This is a genomic window from Pseudarthrobacter adonitolis, assembly GCF_055412845.1.
The window spans coordinates 89,449-107,793 of the sequence record NZ_JBVAYW010000010.1 but is presented as its reverse complement, the minus strand read 5'-3'; the positions used below and the strand labels follow the sequence as shown (position 1 = coordinate 107,793).

14 protein-coding genes and 3 pseudogenes are annotated in these 18,345 nt (G+C 66.1%); 6 read left to right on the top strand and 11 right to left on the bottom strand.

The genetic code is table 11. From position 1 onward, the window contains the following. On the top strand, positions 1–478 hold a 478-nt coding region (locus ACZYZ4_RS12300), incomplete at its 5' end, for a metallophosphoesterase family protein (protein WP_463861215.1). A 387-nt stretch (positions 479–865) separates the two neighbouring features. Here the strand turns inward: ACZYZ4_RS12300 and ACZYZ4_RS12295 are convergent. Further along, positions 866–1,052, bottom strand: a pseudogene (locus ACZYZ4_RS12295) (ABC transporter substrate-binding protein); the annotation flags it as partial. A gap of 7 nt (positions 1,053–1,059) precedes the next feature. Between ACZYZ4_RS12295 and ACZYZ4_RS12290 the strand changes: the two are divergent. Next, positions 1,060–1,556 (top strand): annotated as a pseudogene (locus ACZYZ4_RS12290) (DUF6807 family protein); the annotation flags it as partial. A 100-nt stretch (positions 1,557–1,656) separates the two neighbouring features. Here ACZYZ4_RS12290 and ACZYZ4_RS12285 read toward each other — a convergent pair. Together ACZYZ4_RS12285 and ACZYZ4_RS12280 are read right to left on the bottom strand one after the other, a co-directional pair. Then, positions 1,657–2,841, bottom strand: a complete 1,185-nt coding sequence (locus ACZYZ4_RS12285) for an ATP-binding protein (protein WP_463861213.1) — start codon at positions 2,839–2,841, stop codon at positions 1,657–1,659. Between the two features lie 114 nt (positions 2,842–2,955). Further along, positions 2,956–3,229, bottom strand: a pseudogene (locus ACZYZ4_RS12280) (aldehyde dehydrogenase (NADP(+))); the annotation flags it as partial. Between the two features lie 284 nt (positions 3,230–3,513). Here ACZYZ4_RS12280 and ACZYZ4_RS12275 point away from each other — a divergent pair. Next, a complete protein-coding gene (locus ACZYZ4_RS12275) occupies positions 3,514–4,548 on the top strand; it encodes a LacI family DNA-binding transcriptional regulator (protein ID WP_463861211.1) in 1,035 nt (344 codons plus the stop codon). Positions 4,549–4,630: 82 nt separating this feature from the next. Here ACZYZ4_RS12275 and ACZYZ4_RS12270 read toward each other — a convergent pair whose 3' ends face one another. Then, entirely contained in the window at positions 4,631–5,338 is a 708-nt protein-coding gene (locus ACZYZ4_RS12270) for a FadR/GntR family transcriptional regulator (RefSeq protein ID WP_463861210.1), read from the bottom strand. A 96-nt stretch (positions 5,339–5,434) separates the two neighbouring features. Between ACZYZ4_RS12270 and ACZYZ4_RS12265 the strand changes: the two genes are divergently transcribed. Beyond that, a complete protein-coding gene (locus tag ACZYZ4_RS12265) occupies positions 5,435–6,772 on the top strand; it encodes an alpha-hydroxy acid oxidase (protein WP_463861208.1) in 1,338 nt (445 codons plus the stop codon). 28 nt (positions 6,773–6,800) lie between these two features. On the opposite strand, the gene ACZYZ4_RS12260 is transcribed toward ACZYZ4_RS12265, so the two are convergent. Then, complete coding sequence (locus ACZYZ4_RS12260; RefSeq protein ID WP_463861206.1) at positions 6,801–7,334, bottom strand: ArsR/SmtB family transcription factor; 534 nt, start codon at positions 7,332–7,334, stop codon at positions 6,801–6,803. A 79-nt stretch (positions 7,335–7,413) separates the two neighbouring features. Then, positions 7,414–8,625 (bottom strand): acetoin utilization protein AcuC, encoded by a 1,212-nt coding sequence (locus tag ACZYZ4_RS12255; protein ID WP_463861204.1) that lies wholly within the window; start codon positions 8,623–8,625, stop codon positions 7,414–7,416. A 104-nt stretch (positions 8,626–8,729) separates the two neighbouring features. Between ACZYZ4_RS12255 and ACZYZ4_RS12250 the strand changes: the two genes are divergently transcribed. Together ACZYZ4_RS12250 and ACZYZ4_RS12245 are read left to right on the top strand one after the other, a co-directional pair. Continuing rightward, positions 8,730–10,163 carry a TrkH family potassium uptake protein gene (locus tag ACZYZ4_RS12250; protein ID WP_463861202.1) on the top strand — a complete coding sequence of 478 codons (1,434 nt, stop codon included), beginning with the start codon at positions 8,730–8,732 and terminating at the stop codon, positions 10,161–10,163. Positions 10,164–10,203: 40 nt separating this feature from the next. Next, positions 10,204–10,842 carry a potassium channel family protein gene (locus ACZYZ4_RS12245; RefSeq protein WP_463861224.1) on the top strand — a complete coding sequence of 213 codons (639 nt, stop codon included), beginning with the start codon at positions 10,204–10,206 and terminating at the stop codon, positions 10,840–10,842. 116 nt (positions 10,843–10,958) lie between these two features. Here ACZYZ4_RS12245 and proC read toward each other — a convergent pair whose 3' ends face one another. The 5 genes from proC to ACZYZ4_RS12220 form a co-directional block, all read right to left on the bottom strand. Beyond that, a complete protein-coding gene (gene proC, locus ACZYZ4_RS12240) occupies positions 10,959–11,792 on the bottom strand; it encodes a pyrroline-5-carboxylate reductase (protein WP_463861200.1) in 834 nt (277 codons plus the stop codon). A 324-nt stretch (positions 11,793–12,116) separates the two neighbouring features. Then, positions 12,117–13,121: a Ppx/GppA phosphatase family protein gene (locus tag ACZYZ4_RS12235; protein WP_463861198.1), complete on the bottom strand. Its 1,005-nt coding sequence runs from the start codon at positions 13,119–13,121 to the stop codon at positions 12,117–12,119. Positions 13,122–13,173: 52 nt separating this feature from the next. Beyond that, positions 13,174–13,626: an SseB family protein gene (locus tag ACZYZ4_RS12230; RefSeq protein WP_463861196.1), complete on the bottom strand. Its 453-nt coding sequence runs from the start codon at positions 13,624–13,626 to the stop codon at positions 13,174–13,176. A gap of 130 nt (positions 13,627–13,756) precedes the next feature. Then, on the bottom strand, positions 13,757–16,486 hold the full coding sequence (gene topA / locus ACZYZ4_RS12225) for a type I DNA topoisomerase (protein ID WP_463861195.1): 2,730 nt from the start codon (positions 16,484–16,486) through the stop codon (positions 13,757–13,759). Between the two features lie 156 nt (positions 16,487–16,642). Next, complete coding sequence (locus ACZYZ4_RS12220) at positions 16,643–18,340, bottom strand: DUF7059 domain-containing protein (RefSeq protein WP_463861193.1); 1,698 nt, start codon at positions 18,338–18,340, stop codon at positions 16,643–16,645. Positions 18,341–18,345 lie beyond the last annotated feature (5 nt).

The following is an 18,345-nucleotide window of genomic DNA, read 5'->3' as shown; positions in this document are numbered from 1 at the left end:
GTACAACCCCCGGGAGGCCCGGGCGTTGACGACGTGGCTGGACAACGACCTCGCTGCTGCTAAGGCGGCGGGTAAGCACCTGGCCGTCGTGTACCACGAACCGTACTTCACGTCGAACACGGAAGAACATGAGCGGGCCGCTGACCACAAGCCGTGGATCGACGTGATGTGGAAGCACCGGGTCCGTCTGACCCTGTCGGCGTCCCAACACAACTACGAAAGGTCATGTCCGGTGAACAACGCTGACCAGTGCGTCAGTGACGGGATGACAGCATTCCAGGTTTCCACGGGAGGCATCGGTCTCCGCCCCTTCACTAGCAGTCCGTCGTACATCGTGAAGCGGTTCAGCGACACCCACGGGTTCCTTCGGATGACACTCCGAGACAACGGGTCTTTCGACTGGAACTTCGTTCCAACAGCGGGGACGAGCACGGACGCAGGTACGCGTTCCGCACCGTCAGTCCGGAGTAACCGTTGATCGGCAGCCTGGCCTCCACGCCACTCTGCATGCCCAGCGGGATGGTGATCACCTGGAGCTGTGCGCCGGAGGCCTGGGCAGATGCCGTGCGCTGTCCATCGGCACTGCTCGGCGTGGCACCCTGAATACCTTCATGATTCCCCCAATGATCGGACGTGATCCCAGTGCACCACGCGAACTGGAGCCGGTCTACCCATGCCGGCCCCACAAGGACGCTCGCTAGCGCCCGCCGTCAACGTCCCGCCCTCAACGCCCGTCTTAACACCGCCGTCCCGGCCGGAACCCAAGGTTCCAACCGGGCCGGTAGCTGCCACCCGCCGTCGTGCGCTTCCTGCTGAAGCTTCCTACAGAATCTGCGTCCGGAAGAGTCCGACGGCGGTACGGGACTTAGCTGATCGCGGACTTCATCTCGTCCACGGCCTTTTTGCCGGCCTCGTCAGTGGACAGGCGGTTGAAAAAGGACCTCGGAGGTGTAGCGCTTGACGATTTCCTGGATGGCGCCGGCGCCCTTCGGCGGCGGGGCCGGAGCTTCGCCGAGTTCGCCCTTGATCAGGTCAATGAACTTGACCACCTTCGGGTAGATCTCCCCTGCCGGCAACCAGCCGGTGAGCCTGGGCAGCCCGGGTTCCAACGGCCGTGTTGGGGGCGGTTACGGCGGGTTCTTCTGGCGCCTTCCCGAATGTTCCGGGTCGCGCGTCTGGACCCCTCGGGGGCGGATGAGTCCTCCGTGCACGGGAGCGTCACGCCGTGGCTCGCCTGGTCGGGCGGGTTCACGGCGGGAACGTTCGACGGCGGGACTGACCACAGCAGCGCCGTGGGCGTTGGCGCCGTTCCCGACGACGGGGAGGCAGACGGCGCGGCCACGCTCGTGTTCGTGGCCTCGGCGGCGTCAACGGACCCGTGGTTCGTCCGCGTGGACGGATACGAGGGAGTTGGCCAGTCGCTGGCTTGGGATACGCCGGTCATTGCCGAGCCCGGCGCCCCGGTTCGCCGCAGCGTGACCGTGTTCATCGCCGACGGGATTTTGGGTACCGAAGACATCGAGGCATTGATCGAGACACAGGGGAACAACTCATGAGCCAGCCCACCACCGTCGATGACCGCTGGCCCTCTGCTACCGTGAACGGCCTCAAGCTCCCGATCACGCTGCAGCTGTAGGCTCTGCCGTTCACTCCGTCCTAGTGTCCGCGCCTGGTGATGTAGTCGGCCATTCCTGGGACCGTGAAGGCTAGATACCCACGACGGGGCGTATAGACCACGCCGGTCTGAATGAGCTGCTGGCGGGGCGTCGAGATGGCCGTTTGAACCCTGCCAAGACGTGCAGCAATTTCGCTGACTTGGGAAGGCTCATCGCGATCGTCGGCCATGGCCTTCATGAACTCGCGCTGGGCGGGAGTGGCACGCTCCCAGCGCGAGCGGTAGAGACCGGCATCGACTTCATCCCGGGCCCGGCCAACACCGATCCTGGCGTCCTCGGCATCAATCGTCCTGGAGGCCGCCACATCCCAGACGTGCTTCCCGCAGGCCTGAACAAAGTACGGGTAACCGCCCGCTGCCTCCAAGACAATTGTCAACGCGACATCCGTCCAGACCACACGCTCCCGCCTGGCCGGAGTAACCAGCGCGTCCTTGGTGTCTTCCTCCCCAAGCAAATCAAGTGTCCGGTAGAGGTACATGCGCTCGGCGTAGGTCGAGGCCCTGGAGAGGACCGCCGGCAACGATGGCAGCCCGGCCCCCAGGAAGACGAGTGGCACCGGCCGCGGATCCTGGCCCAGCTGGTGCAGGGCAACATTGAGCGCTTCCAGATCCGTTGTACTGGCTTCCTGCAGCTCATCAACGGCGAGCAGAACACCGATACCGGCAGCGCGGGCCGCCGCACCCAGAGCCTCCAGCATTTCAGCCAGGTCCGTCGAGAGCTGACCGCTGTCAGCCTTGCCCGCGGCCGCCTGGACGTCGAACCCAAATCCGTAGGTTCCGTTGGGGTCTACCTTGATCTGGAATGACCGAAATACCGCGAAAGCGTCGCGGAACGAACGCCTGACCTTCTCCGAAATAGTTGCCGTCTTACGGAGGGCGACGTAGATCTCCTTGGCCAGCTGAACTGCAAGCGGCTGGCTGCCCGTGGCCTCCAGCTTCACCACCACCCACCCAGCATCAACCGCGTTCCGGGCACACTGGTTCAACAGCACAGTCTTACCGACACCACGCAGACCCGAGATGATCCACGGCCGATCCCCCTCACCATCTGCAGCGACAGAGTTGAGCATCTCCGTGAACTCGGCAAGCACAGACGAGCGGCCGGCCAGCTCAGGCGGCACGCGACCGGCGCCGGGCCGAAACGGATTAGGGGCATTTAAGATCATAATCCAACCCTATCCATTATTATCCAATCAACAAGATAAACATGGATGATTTGCTAGATTCTTCCTTTCGCAGTCGCCCTTTGGGAACCGGCGGGCAGCCTGAGCGGCTGGCGGTTAAGGAAGCACCAGCTCGCCGTCCACGCGGGCGCGGGATGCCGAGCGGGTTACTTTCGCGCAGTACCGGGCGCAGGACCGATTCGGGAGCGTCCTGGTACGCGACGGGGCGCTGGAAGCGGCGGACCGCCGTCGCGCCGACCGGGGTGAACAGGGACATGGTGGCCGGGTACGGGCCGCCGTGCTGCTGCGCCCAGTTCACTGCGACGCCGGTGGGCCAACCGTCGAACAGGACCCGGCCGGCAAGGCCGGACAGCTGCTCCACGAGGTCCCCGATGTCCGCCCGGGTGGTGCACTGGACCGTGGCCCAGAAGTAGCTGTTCGACAACACGAGAAGGCGTTTTCTCAGTACCGCTACATGATTTCTATCAATAGACGAGCGCTCCCGTCAACCCTTACCCCCTCTAACAGAAAGCGTTTTCTGCCGGAAAGGCCCTATCGGTGGCATACGCCTCCACCGGACTCGCCGAAGGAATGGAAACCGGTTTCCCAGAGCGTTGTATGCTGTCCCACGGGCGCCGGTACTTACGGGGACCGGGACTAACGAAAGGCAGGGCCATGGCCAGGAAATCGGCAACCGGCAGGATCGGCATTGCGGACGTTGCCGTGAAGGCAGGGGTATCGCACGCCACTGTTTCGCGCGTAATGAACGGCAACTTCACAGTGGACCCAGACATAGCGGCACGGGTGCGGGCGGCCGCCGTCGAGCTCAAATACCAACCCAATCCCGTGGGTCGCAGCCTCGCGCTGGGGAAGACGGACACCATCGGCATTGTGGTGCCGGACCTCGCCAACCCCACCTTCCAGGCGATCCTGCGCGGATTGAGCCGGGCTGCGGCCGAAGATGGCTACCGCGTCCTGATTGCCGATTCCTTCGAAGTCTCCAGCGAGGAAGCCATCCTGGCCGGCGAGGCCCGCCGGCGCTGCGACGGCCTCGTGCTCTGCGCCCCGCGCATGAGCGACGCCGAGCTCGAGGAAATCGCGCCGTCGCTGCACCCGCTGGTCCTGATCAACCGGACGACGGCGGCTGCCGGAATTCCCAGCCTCGTGGTGGACTACGGCCAGGGAGTCCAGGACCTCGCCGAGTACCTGGTGGGCCTCGGCCATACGCGTCTGGCCTTCCTGGCCGGCCCGGCAGGCAGTGCCTCCAACGGCCTCCGACTCGAGGGCCTGGAAGCGTTCAAGGCCAGGCACCCGCAGGTGGATGTCACCATGCTCGACGGTGGCTCGGACTTCGATACCGGCCACGGGGCAGTGGACTCGGTCCTGGCCAGCGGCGCCACAGGCATCCTGGCCTTCAACGACCTCGTGGCCATGGGCCTGATGAGCGGACTGCACGAACGCGGCGTGGACGTTCCGGGCGACATTTCGGTCACCGGCTTCGACGACATCCCCTTCGCCCGCTACACCACGCCCACACTGACCACCGCGGCGGTCCCCATTGCCGAACTCGGCGGCCAGGCCTGGCACGAACTGCGGGCACTCATCCGCAAGGAAGACCACAACGCCCCGGGCGGCCGGTACCAGCCTCGCCTGGAAATCCGGGCCAGCAGCGGCCCCGCCAAGGCGCCACGCTCTGCGGCCCACGGCTGACCCGCCCCGATCCCCCGCGACATGACATTTCGCGGCAGTGTTATTCGCGAACACTGCCGCGAAATGCCATGTCGAATCGCTGTCAGTCCGCCGCCGGGCGCCCAACCCCGGCCTCGCGGTAGTACCCCTCGATGTGGGCAGCCACCAGCGTGGCCGCCCGCGCGCCGTCATCGTTCCTGATGGCGGCCAGAATGTCACGGTGCTCTGCCTGAAGGCGCGCCGCCGTGGCATCCCAGTCCGGGAGATTGGCTGTAAACCGGGCGGTGTACCCCTGGATGGATTCCCGCAGCGAGCCCATCATGGCACTGACCACGGCATTGCCGGCGGCGTCCGCGAGGGCCAGATGGAACCGGATGTCCAACGCCAGGAAGTCATCCGCTGTCCGGGCTACGCGTTCGACGGCGTCCATCTCACCCAGGAGCGTGGTCGCCTGTTCCAGCTCCGGCGCGTCGGGCTTTGCCCGCGCAGCCGCCCAGGTCTCCAGCAGGATGCGCGTTTCCACGATGTCGGACACGGGCAGATGCTGAGTGGCAACGTGGAGCCGAAGGGCCGAGCCGAGCGCCGCCGTCGGATCTGAAATCACCACCGTCCCTGCTTCCGGGCCGGAACCAACCCCGGCCCGGACCACCCCCATGGCCTCCAGGATGCGGATCGCCTCGCGCACCGAGGTTCTCGAAACCGCAAGCTGCTCAGCGAGTGTCCGTTCGGCGGGCAGCCGTCCGCCCACGCTCAGCTGGCCGTCGGAGAGCTGCTTTTCGATCCACGTCAGGACAAGCTGGTGCGTACGCATATGGCCATCATAGTTAATGTGGTTGGACCACATGGCCTAGAGTGTGGTTAGACCACAGCCGGACCCCCTGCGCCAGGCTCACCAACGGAGGAAGCCATGACCCCCACCATCCAGCCGAACAATCCCGAGGTCACGCCGGCCCCGGATGCCACGGGGACCCCGGTCTCCACGGCCACCGCGCCGAAGCCGGCCGCCGCCGGAGTCCCGGCCGCGTTGAAGCGCCGCATCCCCAAGTACGCGGACCTGGCCCCGCTGATGCAGTTCAAGAAGCCCGCATTCAGCAAGGAGGCCCGGCTGGAGCGGGCCAGCACTATCTGGGACCTGCGGGACATGGCCAAGCGCCGTACCCCGCAGGCACCCTTCGACTACACCGACGGCGCCGCCGAAGCGGAAATCACCCTGCGCCGCGCCCGCGAAGCCTTCCTGGACATCGAGTTCCGGCCCGGCATCCTGCGCAACGTCTCCAGCATCGACCTCAGCACTAACATCCTGGGCAAGTCTTCCCGGCTGCCCGTGGGCATCGCCCCCACCGGCTTCACCCGCATGATGCAGTCCGAGGGCGAGTACGCCGGCTCGCAGGCAGCCGAAGCCGCCGGCATTCCGTACACCCTTTCGACCATGGGCACCGCCTCCGTCGAGGACGTGGCCGCCGGCGCCCCGAACGGCCGCAACTGGTTCCAGTTGTACCTGTGGACGGACCGCGACCGGTCGCTGGAACTGATCGAGCGCGCGGCCAGGGCCGGCAACGATACCCTCATGGTCACCGTGGACACGGCAGTCGCCGGCGCCCGCCTGCGCGACGTCCGCAACGGCATGACCATCCCGCCGGCACTGACCATCAAGACCGTCCTGGATGCGTCATACCGACCGGCCTGGTGGTTCAACTTCCTCACGCACGAGCCGCTGACCTTCGCCTCGCTATCGCGCTACACCGGAACGGTGGCCGACCTCATCAACTCGATGTTCGACCCCACGCTGACGTTTGGGGACCTGGACTGGCTGCGCGAAACCTGGAAGGGCAAGCTCGTGGTCAAGGGCATCCAGACCGTTGAGGACGCCCGCAAGGTGGTGGACCATGGCGCCGACGGCGTGGTGCTCTCCAACCATGGCGGCCGCCAGCTGGACCGCGCGCCGATCCCGTTCCACCTGCTGCCGGGAGTCAAGGAAGCCTTCGGCAAGGACAACTCGGACGCGGCCATCATGCTGGACACCGGCATCATGAGCGGCGCGGACATCATCGCAGCCCTGGCCCTGGGCGCCGACTTCACGCTCATCGGCCGCGCATACCTGTACGGCCTGATGGCCGGCGGCCGGGCGGGCGTGGACCGCACCCTGCAGATCCTCGAGCAGGACATGGCCCGCACCATGGCGCTGCTCGGCGTCAGCAAGATCTCCGAACTGACCCCGGACCACGTGCGCCTGCTGAACAAATAAGTCGCGCTTCCGCCCCGAGTTTTGTGGGCTACTTTTTGCGGCCGAACTTGGGGAGGTTCGCCAGCAGGTCCGCGGCCTTCGTGGCGGCGCGGCCCACAGTACGGCCGATCTGCTGCGGCACGGTGTCGTCGCTGAGCGGGGCTGAGGTTCCGCCCGGAATCACGACGGCGGGGCTCAGTTCGGCGCCCGGGCGCTTGAGGACCGCAGCGGTGGCTTCGTTGTCCGGCAGCGTCGTAGCCACGGCTTGCTCGGTGCCGGCTTCCGCCGCAGCACGGGGTGACTTGGCGGCGGCGGCCGCCGGGCCGACGTCGAACGTCTCCAGCCAGCTGACGATCCCCTCAAGCGGTTTGGGATTAAGCGCGTAATAGCGCTTCTGGCCCTGGGCCCGCATGCTGACCAGCTGCGCCTCGCGGAGGACTTTCAGGTGCTTGGAAATGGTGGGCTGGCTTGCGGAGAGTTCTTCCACCAGCTCGCCCACTGCCTTGTCCCCGGCGCGCAGGGATACCAAAATGTCGCGCCGGGTTGCTTCCGCAATGACGGCAAATACATCGTCTGTCACCATGCCTCCCACCCTAGCGACATATACGCCGCCAGGCATCAACTATTTCGCCCGTGACCGGACGCCGCGGGTTGAAGAAGGATCAGTCGAACCAGGGATCAAGGCCGTGCAGCGGGAAAACGGCCTTGCGGGTGGCCATGACGGTGCGGTCCACGGCGTCGTTGGGGTCAAAACCCACTTCCCAGGACCGCCACCAGAGCTCCACGTCGTCGCCCATCAGGCCCGGGGTGTCCATGCCGAACTTGTCCTTAACATATGTGCGCCAATCCTCGGGCACCGAGGTCCGGAGCGGAACGGGGCGCCCGGCGGCGATGGCGATCATGTGGCTCCAGGAGCGGGGCACAACGTCGGTGACGCTGTAGCCGCCGCCGCCCGTGGCGATCCAGCGGCCCTCGCAGTGCCTGGCAGCGAGGTTCCCGACGGCGGTGGCCGCCTCGCGCTGGCCGTCTACACTGATGTTCAGATGGGCCAGCGGGTCAAAGCGGTGCGAGTCGCAGCCGTGCTGGCTGACGATGACTTCCGGCTGGAAAGCGCCCACGAGCTGCGGGACCACGGCGTGGAAAGCACGCAGCCAGCCGGCATCGCCGGTGCCCGACGGCAGGGCAACGTTGACGGCGCTGCCCTCGGCCTGCGGACCGCCGATCTCGTTCGCGAAGCCGGTCCCGGGGAAAAGCGTAAGTCCGCTTTCATGCAGGGAAATAGTCAGGACCCGGGGGTCGTCCCAGAAGATGCTTTCCGTCCCGTCGCCGTGGTGCGCATCGACGTCGATGTACACCACGCGGCGGATGCCGCCGTCGAGCAGCCTCTGGACGGCCAGCGCCGAGTCGTTGTAGATGCAGAATCCGCTGGCGCGGTCACGGGCCGCGTGGTGCAGGCCCCCGCCGAAGTTCACGGCGTGGAGCGCGGATCCGTCCAGGATGGCGGACGCGGCGAGCAGCGATCCGCCCGCCAGCCTCGCGGCAGCCTCGTGCATGCCCGCGAAAGCCGGATCGTCGTCGGTGCCCAGTCCGCGGGCCTCATCCGGCGAGGTCGGGTCGTCGCTGACCCGGCGGACCGCTGCCACAAACTCGGGCGAGTGCACGGTTTCCAGTTCGGCATCGGAGGCAACCTCCGGGGCCGCCACGGACACATGCGCGAGATCCAGCAGGCCCAGGCTAGTGGCCAGGCGCGCCGTCAGGTCCAGCCGTGCGGGAGCCATCGGGTGGCCCGGGCCAAAATTGTAGGCCGTCATGGCCGAATTCCACACCACCATCGTCGGCGGCGCGGGCTGGCTGAGACCGGGCAGGAATGTCATCAATGACAGGCTACCGGAGGACACCACTGCCCCAGCCCGGCCATTACGCGGGCATTAGTGGTTTACTACTGGAGGAAACAGTTTCAACCGAGGAAAAGCCCCCTATGACGCAACGCCAGTCGAGGCCCCGGAACCCGGCCAGCTGGCACCCTGCCGCACCGGAGCGCGAAGGCCTCTGGATCTTCACCCGCGTACGCGACTTCGTTGACGATATTGCCAATACGTCGCCCGCCCGGCTTGCCCTGAGCGCTTTCGCGGCGGTCTGTCTGGTCTTCACTTTCCTGCTCTCGCTGCCCATCTCCTCCGCCACCGGTACGGCCACTCCGATACACCAGGCACTGTTCACGGCGGTGTCCGCTGTCTGTGTGACCGGCCTGACGGTTGTTTCGACGGCGGTGCACTGGTCCTTCTTCGGCCAGTTGGTCATCCTGATCGGCATCTTTGTGGGCGGTTTGGGAACGCTGACGCTCGCGTCGCTGCTGGCCCTCATGGTGAGCAAGAAGCTTGGCGTCCGCGGCAAGCTCATCGCGCAGGAGGCCATGAACAACGCCGGCCGGCTCGGTGAAGTGGGTACGCTGCTGCGAATCGTCATTGTCACCTCCGTGGTGATCGAGGGCGTTCTGGCATTGGCCCTGATCCCCCGGTTTATGACGTTGGGCGAGCCCTTCTGGCAGTCGGTGTGGCATGGAGTCTTCTACTCAATTTCCTCGTTCAACAACGCCGGCTTCACGCCTCATTCCGACGGAATTGTTCCCTACGAGACCGACCTGTGGATCCTCATCCCGCTGATGCTCGGTGTGTTCCTCGGCAGCCTGGGCTTTCCCGTTGTTATGGTCCTACAGCAGAACGGGCTCAACTGGAAGAACTGGAATCTCCATACGAAGCTGACCATCCACGTGTCCTTCATCCTGCTGTCCGCGGGCACGGTCCTATGGGGGCTGATGGAATGGGACAACGCCCGGACCATCGGGCACATGGACTTCGGGGACAAGATCACGCACTCGCTCTTCGCGTCCGTCATGACGAGGTCCGGCGGTTTCAACCTGGTGGACCAGAACCAGATGGAATCCACCACCATGCTGCTCACTGACGCCCTGATGTTCGCCGGCGGCGGTTCGGCCTCGACGGCGGGCGGCATCAAGGTGACCACCATCGCCGTTATGTTCCTCGCCATCGTTGCGGAGGCCCGCGGCGACTTCGACGTGAAGGTGTACGGCCGGACCATCCCGCAGGGGACCATGCGGGTGGCCATCTCCGTGATCGTGGCCGGCGCCACACTGGTCTCCGTCTCAGCGTTCCTGCTGCTGCAGATCAGCGGCGCATCCCTGGACCGGGTGCTGTTCGAAACCATCTCCGCCTTCGCCACCGTGGGGCTGAGCACCAACCTCAGCGCCGAGCTGCCGCCGTCGGGCGTTTATGTCCTCACCGCCCTGATGTTCGCGGGCCGCGTCGGCACCGTCACCCTCGCCGCTGCGCTGGCACTGCGCCAACGCAGCCAGCTGTACCACTACCCGGAAGAGAGGCCCATCATTGGCTAATTCCTCAGGAGCGCCCAACCGCCCCGCCCACAACGCACCCGTGCTGGTGATCGGCCTGGGCCGCTTCGGCTCGTCCACCGCCGAGCAACTCGTGAAACAGGGACGCGAGGTGCTGGCGATCGAGCGCGACCGGGCCCTGGTCCAGCAGTGGGCGCCGCTCCTCACCCATGTGGTGGAGGCCGACGCCACCAACATCGATGCGCTGCGCCAGCTCGGCGCACAGGAATTCAGCTCCGCCGTGGTGGGCGTGGGAACGTCCATCGAGTCCTCCGTGCTGATCACGGTGAACCTGGTGGACCTGGGCATCGAGCACCTCTGGGTCAAGGCCATCACGCCGTCGCACGGCAAGATCCTCACCCGGATCGGTGCGAACCACGTGATCTACCCCGAGGCCGACGCCGGCGTCCGCGCCGCGCACCTGGTCTCCGGCCGCATGCTGGACTTCATCGAGTTCGACGACGACTTCGCCATTGTGAAAATGTACCCACCACGCGAGACGGTGGGCTTCACACTGGATGAGTCCAAGGTGCGCTCCAAATACGGCGTGACGATTGTGGGCGTGAAGTCGCCCGGCGAGGACTTCACCTACGCCCGCCCTGAAACCAAGGTGTCCGCCCGCGACATGCTGATCGTGTCCGGTCACGTGGACCTGCTGGAACGGTTCGCCGCCCGGCCGTAGTCCCCACCCGCACCCTAACCTCGCAAGTCCCCACCGGCTCCCAGCCTGCGCAAGCTCAGGCAGGGTCCCTCGCCGGCGTGGTCCCAGGCCAGGGAACCCTGCGGTCGTGCCCCCAGTCAGCCGAGCTGCTTGGTGATCTCTGCGGAGCGGTCCGCTGCGGCGCGGGCGCCGGCGGCGATGATGGCCGGAATGCCCCGGTCGTCGAAGGTGGCGATGGCCCGTTCGGTGGTGCCGTTGGGGCTGGTCACTCCCTTGCGCAGGGCCGAGGGGTCGGCGCCCGGCTCGGCCAGCATAAAGCCTGCGCCTGCGACTGTCTCCCGGGCCAGGAGCAGCGACAGCTCGGGATCAAGGCCCAGCTCGACGCCCGCCGCTGCCATGGCCTCGGCCAGGTAGAACGCGTAGGCGGGACCCGAGCCGCTGATGGCAGACACCGCATCCACCTGCTCCTCGGGCACCTCCACCACGGTGCCCGCGGCACGCAGGATGTCCTTGACGGTCTTGAGCTGTTCCGGCGTGCAGTTGGTACCGGGTGAAACTGAGACGACGCCGCGGCCCAGCTTGGCAGGGGTGTTCGGCATGGTGCGGATCACCGGCTGTCCGGGAGGCAGGGCAGCTTCCAGTTGCGCCAGCGATACGGCTGCCGCAACGCTGACAACGATGGTGCTCAGGGACAGGGAGCCGCTGATCTCGCGTGCCAGATCGACGACGCCGACCGGCTTGACGCCAAGAATCACAACAGCGGATCCCTTGGCCGCCTGCTTATTGTTGTCCGGTTCCTCTTCGCCGGCGACGGCCGTAATGCCGTGGTGGCGCAACGCCAGCTCCTCGGCGCGTTCAGCACGCCTGACTGTAGCTATGACGTCGGCGGGGTCGGTTCCCGCGCCCAGGAGGCCGGAAAGGATGGCTTCGTTCATGGATCCACAGCCAAGGAAGGCGATTCGGTTACTCATGGTTCCATCATTGCAGTTCGCGTGGGCGGCTGCAGAAATGGAACGAATCGGAAAATAGCAGGAACCCGCCGAAACTGATTCACAGCGGATTCCCATGTTCGCTGCAGCTTGCACACAACTTCGCGGCCTAACGTAGTTATTACCTCATTGAGGGTGCGAGTGATGCGGCAAGCATGGGGATGTTTGCCCGAGGCGCCGGTGGTTTGCAGCAGGTTTCCCCCCATTTTCCTGTTGCGGACGCCGGCGCTTTCGCGTCAACGCTGCTTTAGGCGGGCCTCACGCTGCTTCAGGCGGGCCTCAGGCAAACGGGCCGCGGGCGGGGCCTCAGGCGGGGGACGCCTCAATCGCCTGACGTGCCGGGGCCAGCTCCCCGATATGGGGGGCCGGATCCAGCGGACCGGCGAAGACCAGCTGGTCGAGCCGGCGCAGGATCAGCCCCTCACGCAGCGCCCAGGGACAGATTCTGATCTTCTTGAACTTGAACATTTCCAAGGCGGCCTCGGCAACCAACGCCCCGGCGAGGAGCTGGTGCGCGCGGGCCTCTGACACGCCCGGCAGAAAGAGCCGGTCCTCGGACTTCATGGCAGAAATGCGCTGCGCCCACACACCCAGATCCGTGGCGTTAAGTGTGCGCTTCACGTAGGGGCCTGCGGCGCTTGGGGCTGCCCCGGCGACCCTGGCGAGCGACCGGAACGTCTTGGAGGTGCCGGCCACAACGTTGGCGCGGCCCAGGCCGTCGAACTGCCTCACCGCGGGGGCAAGCGTAGCCCGGATGTAGCGGCGCAGCTCCTTGACGCTCTTCGCCGAGGGCGGGTCCTCAGCCAGCCAGTCCCGGGTGAGGCGGCTGGCGCCCAGCGGCACCGAGGTGGCCACTTCGGGCAGTTCGTCCTGGCCAAAGGCCATCTCGAAGGAGCCGCCGCCGATGTCCAGGTTCAGGATGGGTCCGGCACCCCAGCCGTACCAGCGGCGGACGGCGAAGAATGTCATGGAGGCTTCTTCGCTGCCGGTCAGTTCCTGCAGGGTGACAGTGGTTTCGTGCTTGACCCGGGCCAGCACCGCAGGGCCGTTGGTGGCTTCCCGGATGGCCGACGTACAGAACGCCAGCAGGTCGTCCGCCTTATGCCTGGCTGCAAACTCCCAGGCTTCAAGGACGAATTCGGTCAGCTCATGCTGGCCCGCGTCCGTGATGTTACCGTCGGCATCCAGGTATTGGACCAGGGATAAGGGCCGTTTGTGCGAGGCGAAAGGCACCGGACGCGCGCCAGGGTGGGCATCCACCAGAAGAAGGTGGACAGTGTTTGACCCGATATCGAGGACGCCTAGCCGCATCCTGCCATTATTCCCCCGCCCGGGCCCTCACTCACAACCTGCACAAAAGATGTCAGTTTGCGGAGGCGTCCTCGGGTGCGCCGTCCGGAAGGTCATCGGCGCGCTTGAAGTCACGCTTGATGTTGGCGACGCCCTCCGGGTTTATCTCGAAACCGTAGGCGGCGCCGGGGTTGATCACCATGCCCAGCTCCTCGCCAATGTTGGCGATGATGGCTGCCCCCTGGGTCCCCAGGACGTTCGGGGCCGCCTCAAGGTACTGCTCGTCAACCCGGCTGGGGTGCGAGAAGACCGCAAGGACGGGCTCGCCGTCGGCGTTCGCCAATACCAGCGGCTCCACCTGGGAATCCTCCCCCTCGATCCCGTCGGTGCTGATGACGTAGACCTCGCTGTTGAGGAAGGACAGGATGACATCCACCGGGCTGCCCTCGGGCTGGCCACCCAGGGCGAGCTTCTCCTCGAGGTCGTTGAGCGGCGTGAGATCGGCTGTGCCGGGCTGTTCAGTCATGTATCTACTCGACCACGTTGTGCCCGGCACCGCAAACAGAGTCGCTGCCAGAATGCGAAAATCGCCGGAACGGTGCGGGGTCGCCGGTACGTACCGGCGAGCCTGCACCGTTCCGGCGACTTCGGCTCCGTTACTTCTTGGCCGGAGCCTTCTTCTTAGCCGGGGCCTTGCGGGCCGTTGTGGTGCGCTTGACCGGGCCCTTGGCCCGCTTCTCGGCGAGGAGTTCAACGGCCTGTTCCCGGGTCAGTTCCTCCAGGGACGTGGACCGCGGGACGGTGATGTTGGTGATGCCGTCGGTGATGTACGGGCCGAAACGGCCTTCCTTCACCACGATGTTCTTCTCGGAAACGGGGTCCGGTCCGAACTCGGCCAGCGGAGCCACCGCGGCACGGGCGCCACGCTGCTTGGGCTGGGAGTAGATCTCCAGCGCCTGCTCCAGCGTGATGGTGAAGATTTCCTCTTCGGTGCCGATGGAGCGGGAGTCCGTGCCCTTCTTCAGGTACGGGCCGAAGCGGCCGTTCTGCACCGTGATGAGGTTGCCTTCGGCGTCCTCGCCCAGGGCGCGGGGCAGGCTCATCAGCTGCAGCGCTTCGTCCAGGGTCACGGAATCCACGGTCATGGAGGCGAACAGCGAACCGGTGCGCGGCTTGGCCCTGACAGGCTTCTTCGGCGGCTTCGGCTTGCCGTTCTTGTAGTACTCAACGGGCTGGTTGGCCAGCTGTTCCTCGGTCATCTCCGGGATGACCTCGGTGACATAGGCGCCGTAGCGGCCGTTCTTCGCGACGACGGTGTGCCCGGTGTGCGGGTCGTCGCCCAGTACACGTTCCTCCGGCGCAGCCGTTTCCATCAGTTCGATGGCCTTCGCGGCTGTCAGCTCGTCCGGGGCCAGGTCCTCGGGGACATTGGCGCGGGAGTTCTCCACGATCTCGCCGGTTTTGGCGTCCACCGTGGGGATGGAGCTTTCCAGATAGGGCCCGAACTTGCCCACGCGGAGTGTGATGCCCTCGGTGATGGGCACGGAGTTGATCTCGCGGGCATCGATCTCGCCCAGGTTGTTCACGATGCTGAGCAGGCCCGGATCGGAGTCTTCACCGTAGTAGAAGTGCTTGAGCCAGGCGGACCCAACGGCCTGGCCGTTGGCGATCTTGTCCAGGTCGCCTTCCATGTCTGCCGTGAACTCGTAGTCCACGTAATCCGTGAAATGCTGCTCGAGCAGGCGGATCACAGAGAAGGCGATCCAGCTGGGCACCAGCGCGGAACCCTGCTTCCGGACGTAGCCGCGGTCCTGGATGGTGGAAATGGTGGAGGCGTAGGTCGACGGACGGCCGATACCCTTCTTCTCCAGCTCGGCCGTCAGCGATGCTTCGGTGAAGCGCGGCGGCGGCGAGGTCTCGTGGCCCACGGCCAGAATGTCCGACGCCGTGAGAGCATCGTCCTTGGCCACGTTCGGCAGCCGTCGGGCTTCGTCGGAGTCGTCGTCCCCGCGGCTTTCGTCCTTGCCTTCTTCATAAGCGGCCAGGAAGCCCGGGAAGGTGATGACGGTGCCGGAGGCCGAGAATTCAGCGTCCCGGCCATCGGTAGCCACGGCACCCAGGCGGATGGTCGCCGTCGAACCCTTGGCGTCACCCATCTGGGAGGCGACGGTGCGCTTCCAGATCAGCTCGTACAGGCGGAACTCGTCGCCGGAGAGCTGCTTGGCAACCTGGGCGGGGGTGCGGAAGGAGTCACCGGCGGGGCGGATGGCCTCGTGGGCTTCCTGCGCGTTCGCAGCCTTGCTCGTGTAGACGCGGGGCGACGCCGGGATGTACTCCGGACCGTACAGCTCGGAGGCCTGGCGGCGGGCGGCCGTAACGGCTTCGTCGCTCAGCGCCGAGGAGTCGGTACGCATGTAGGTGATGTAGCCGTTTTCGTACAACCGCTGGGCCACCTGCATGGTGCTCTTGGAGGAGAAGCGGAGCTTGCGGCCGGCCTCCTGCTGCAGCGTTGACGTGGTGAACGGCGCGGCCGGACGGCGGGTGTACGGCTTGGTGTCCACGGACCGGACGCGGAAATCGGCGTCCTGCAGGCCTGCGGCCAGCGACGTGGCGAGTTCCTCGTTGAGGTGCGCCGCATTGCGCGAGGTCAGTTCGCCGTTGTCGTTGAAGTCGCGGCCGCTGGCCACCTTGGCTCCATCAACCGCAGCGAGCTTCGCCTTGAACGAACCGGCGCCGGCGCCGAACTGGCCCGTGAGGTCCCAGTAGGAGGCGGCCTTGAAGGCCATGCGTTCGCGTTCACGGTCCACCACCATGCGGGTGACCACGGACTGCACGCGGCCGGCGGACAGGCCGCGGGCCACCTTGCGCCACAGCACCGGGGAAATCTCGTAGCCGTAGAGCCGGTCCAGGACGCGGCGGGTTTCCTGCGCGTCCACCAGGGCCGTATCAACATCGCGCAGGTTGTCCATGGCGCGGTGGATGGCTTCCTTGGTGATTTCGCCGAACGTCATCCGGTACACGGGAACCTTGGGCTTGAGCACTTCCAGCAGGTGCCACGCGATGGCCTCGCCCTCGCGGTCCCCATCGGTTGCGAGATAGAGGGCGTCGGCATCCTTGAGCGCGGCCTTCAGCTCGGTGACCTTTTTCCGCTTGTCCGCGGACACCACGTAATAAGGTTTGAAGTCGTTTTCGATGTCGACGGCGAACTTGCCCACCGAGGTTTTCTTCAGTTCTGCGGGGAGCTCAGACGGCTGCGGCAGGTCGCGGATGTGACCAATGGAGGCCTCTACGATGAAGCCTTCGCCGAGGTACTTGGCGATGGTCTTGCTCTTGGCCGGAGACTCCACAATCACGAGTTTCTTGCCTGTTTTGGCCTTGCTTGGCACGGTGCTCCTACAGAAAAGGGTTGCGTGGGCAGATGAGCCCATATTGGCCTAGTTCACCATATTTTGGACAATCGTGCGCATTCATGTGGAAAACCCGTTGACTCATCAGGCACGTCCGGGACCCCGATTTGGGGTGTTCCGGAGCCCGCCAAACCACTATTCAGCAGGCTCGGAAGGAACCAGGAACCCGTCGCTGACCAGGTTCGCGACGTCGGCGAGCAGCCTTGCCCGGAACGCATCGCCGTCGAACCCGTCCTCCCCGGCGAGACTCCCGCCGAGCAGCGCCGCGAGGGCACCGATGATCTGACCGACGGAGAGGTCGCCGTCGCAGGCGGAGACAAATCCGGCGAGTTCGGTGCTGAGCAGATTGGTCCGGCGCAGTCCCGCACCCTGGCGCAGCAGGATCACGCCGGGGTGCTCGGCGCCGGGGCGCTGATGGCGTTCCTCGGTGACATCGTCCGCCACGAGCAGGTGCGCGTCCGCCAGGCTGTTGACGGCCAGCCAATCGGAACGCTCGACGGCGGCGCCCAGGTGAGGCCCGATGGGCTGCTCAATGGGGTGCGTGATTTCCTCGAAACGGCTGATGGAGGTGGTCGTGGATTCCGCCGGCGGCCGGCGCAGCCAGATCATCCCGAAGCCGATCCCCGCCACGTTCCGGGACGCGAAGTCGGCCAGATAGGCGGCGTAGGCGTCCCGGTAATGCTTCCGGTCGCGGGATTCGGACGCGTCCTGCAGCCACGTTTCGGCGTACTGCTCCGGGCCCACCTGCTCGCGCTGGATGAACCAGGCATCCGCGCCCGGACCGATCCAGCTCTTGGGCCGCTCGTGCCACTCGGTCCCGGCGGGAATTTCCCAGTTGCCCAGCAGCTGCGCGGTGCCGCCGGGGGCCAGGGCACCGGGCAGCGCCACCACGAGCGAGGCCACAATGTCATCGCCGGGCAGGCCGCCGTCACGGTAGGTGAACTGACCGGACGCTTGCTCGCCCACGGTCCGCGGCGTGATGACAAACGGCGGGTTCGACACCACCAGCTCGAATTCCTCCCCGGCGACGGGCTCCAGGAGCGACCCTAGCCGAAGGCTGACCCGGTCCTCCAACCTGTCCGGGTCCAGGTGCAAGGCCTCGGCATTGAGGAGAAGGTTAAACCGGGTGAAGGCCAGCGCCCGCTCCGAGATGTCCGTTGCCGTCACATGCTCGGCATGGTGCAGGAGGTGGAAGGACTGGATGCCGCAGCCCGTGCCCAGGTCCAGGGCCCTGGCGACGTGGCGGCGGACGGTGGTCTGCACCAGCGTGGTGGACGCCTGCCCGATCCCGAGCACGTGGTCGTGCCGCAGCATGCCAGCCTGCTGATGCGCCGCGAGATCGCTGGCCACCCAGAGTTCGGCGCCGCCGCTGCCGACAACGACTTCCCCTTCGGTCCCTTCCCAGCCGTACGGCCGCAGATCCGCTTTTGCCTGCAGCAGGTCCTGCGCCGACTGATCAGCGCCGGGCACGGGCTCGAGCAGCCCCAGCTCCACCAGGCCGCCGGCCCGGATCCCGGGCAGGGCGGCGTCGAGCGTTGCGCGTTTCTGCGGTTCCGCCAGCAGCCAGAGACGTACGACGGCGGCGAGCGCCGCCGTCGTACTCTCAACGTTCGCAGGCTCACCCTCTGTGGCGCTTTCGGTGGCGAGCAGCGCCGGGATGATCTGGTCCCGGTTCAGCGCGCGGTATGCTGACTCGCCCAGGAGCCCGGCGACGCCGTCGAGCGTGTAATCCACCCGGCGCAGGTCCGCGGCAAGCGCCGTCAGCAGCCCGGGGAGGTCGCTGCGCGGGGCATCGGGGGTGTTGCCGGCCAGGAAAAGCGTGGAATCAGTCACCGCCC

Excerpts from the sequence above, each read along its gene's own strand:
- ACZYZ4_RS12260 (WP_463861206.1), bottom strand. The coding sequence starts at position 7,334 with ATGGTGACAGACGATGTATTTGCCGTCATTGCGGAAGCAACCCGGCGC.
- ACZYZ4_RS12255 (WP_463861204.1), bottom strand. The coding sequence starts at position 8,625 with ATGACATTCCTGCCCGGTCTCAGCCAGCCCGCGCCGCCGACGATGGTG.
- ACZYZ4_RS12230 (WP_463861196.1), bottom strand. The coding sequence starts at position 13,626 with ATGACTGAACAGCCCGGCACAGCCGATCTCACGCCGCTCAACGACCTC.
- ACZYZ4_RS12285 (WP_463861213.1), bottom strand. The coding sequence starts at position 2,841 with ATGATCTTAAATGCCCCTAATCCGTTTCGGCCCGGCGCCGGTCGCGTG.
- ACZYZ4_RS12265 (WP_463861208.1), top strand. The coding sequence starts at position 5,435 with ATGACCCCCACCATCCAGCCGAACAATCCCGAGGTCACGCCGGCCCCG.
- ACZYZ4_RS12250 (WP_463861202.1), top strand. The coding sequence starts at position 8,730 with ATGACGCAACGCCAGTCGAGGCCCCGGAACCCGGCCAGCTGGCACCCT.
- ACZYZ4_RS12235 (WP_463861198.1), bottom strand. The coding sequence starts at position 13,121 with ATGCGGCTAGGCGTCCTCGATATCGGGTCAAACACTGTCCACCTTCTT.
- proC (WP_463861200.1), bottom strand. The coding sequence starts at position 11,792 with ATGAGTAACCGAATCGCCTTCCTTGGCTGTGGATCCATGAACGAAGCC.
- ACZYZ4_RS12270 (WP_463861210.1), bottom strand. The coding sequence starts at position 5,338 with ATGCGTACGCACCAGCTTGTCCTGACGTGGATCGAAAAGCAGCTCTCC.
- ACZYZ4_RS12275 (WP_463861211.1), top strand. The coding sequence starts at position 3,514 with ATGGCCAGGAAATCGGCAACCGGCAGGATCGGCATTGCGGACGTTGCC.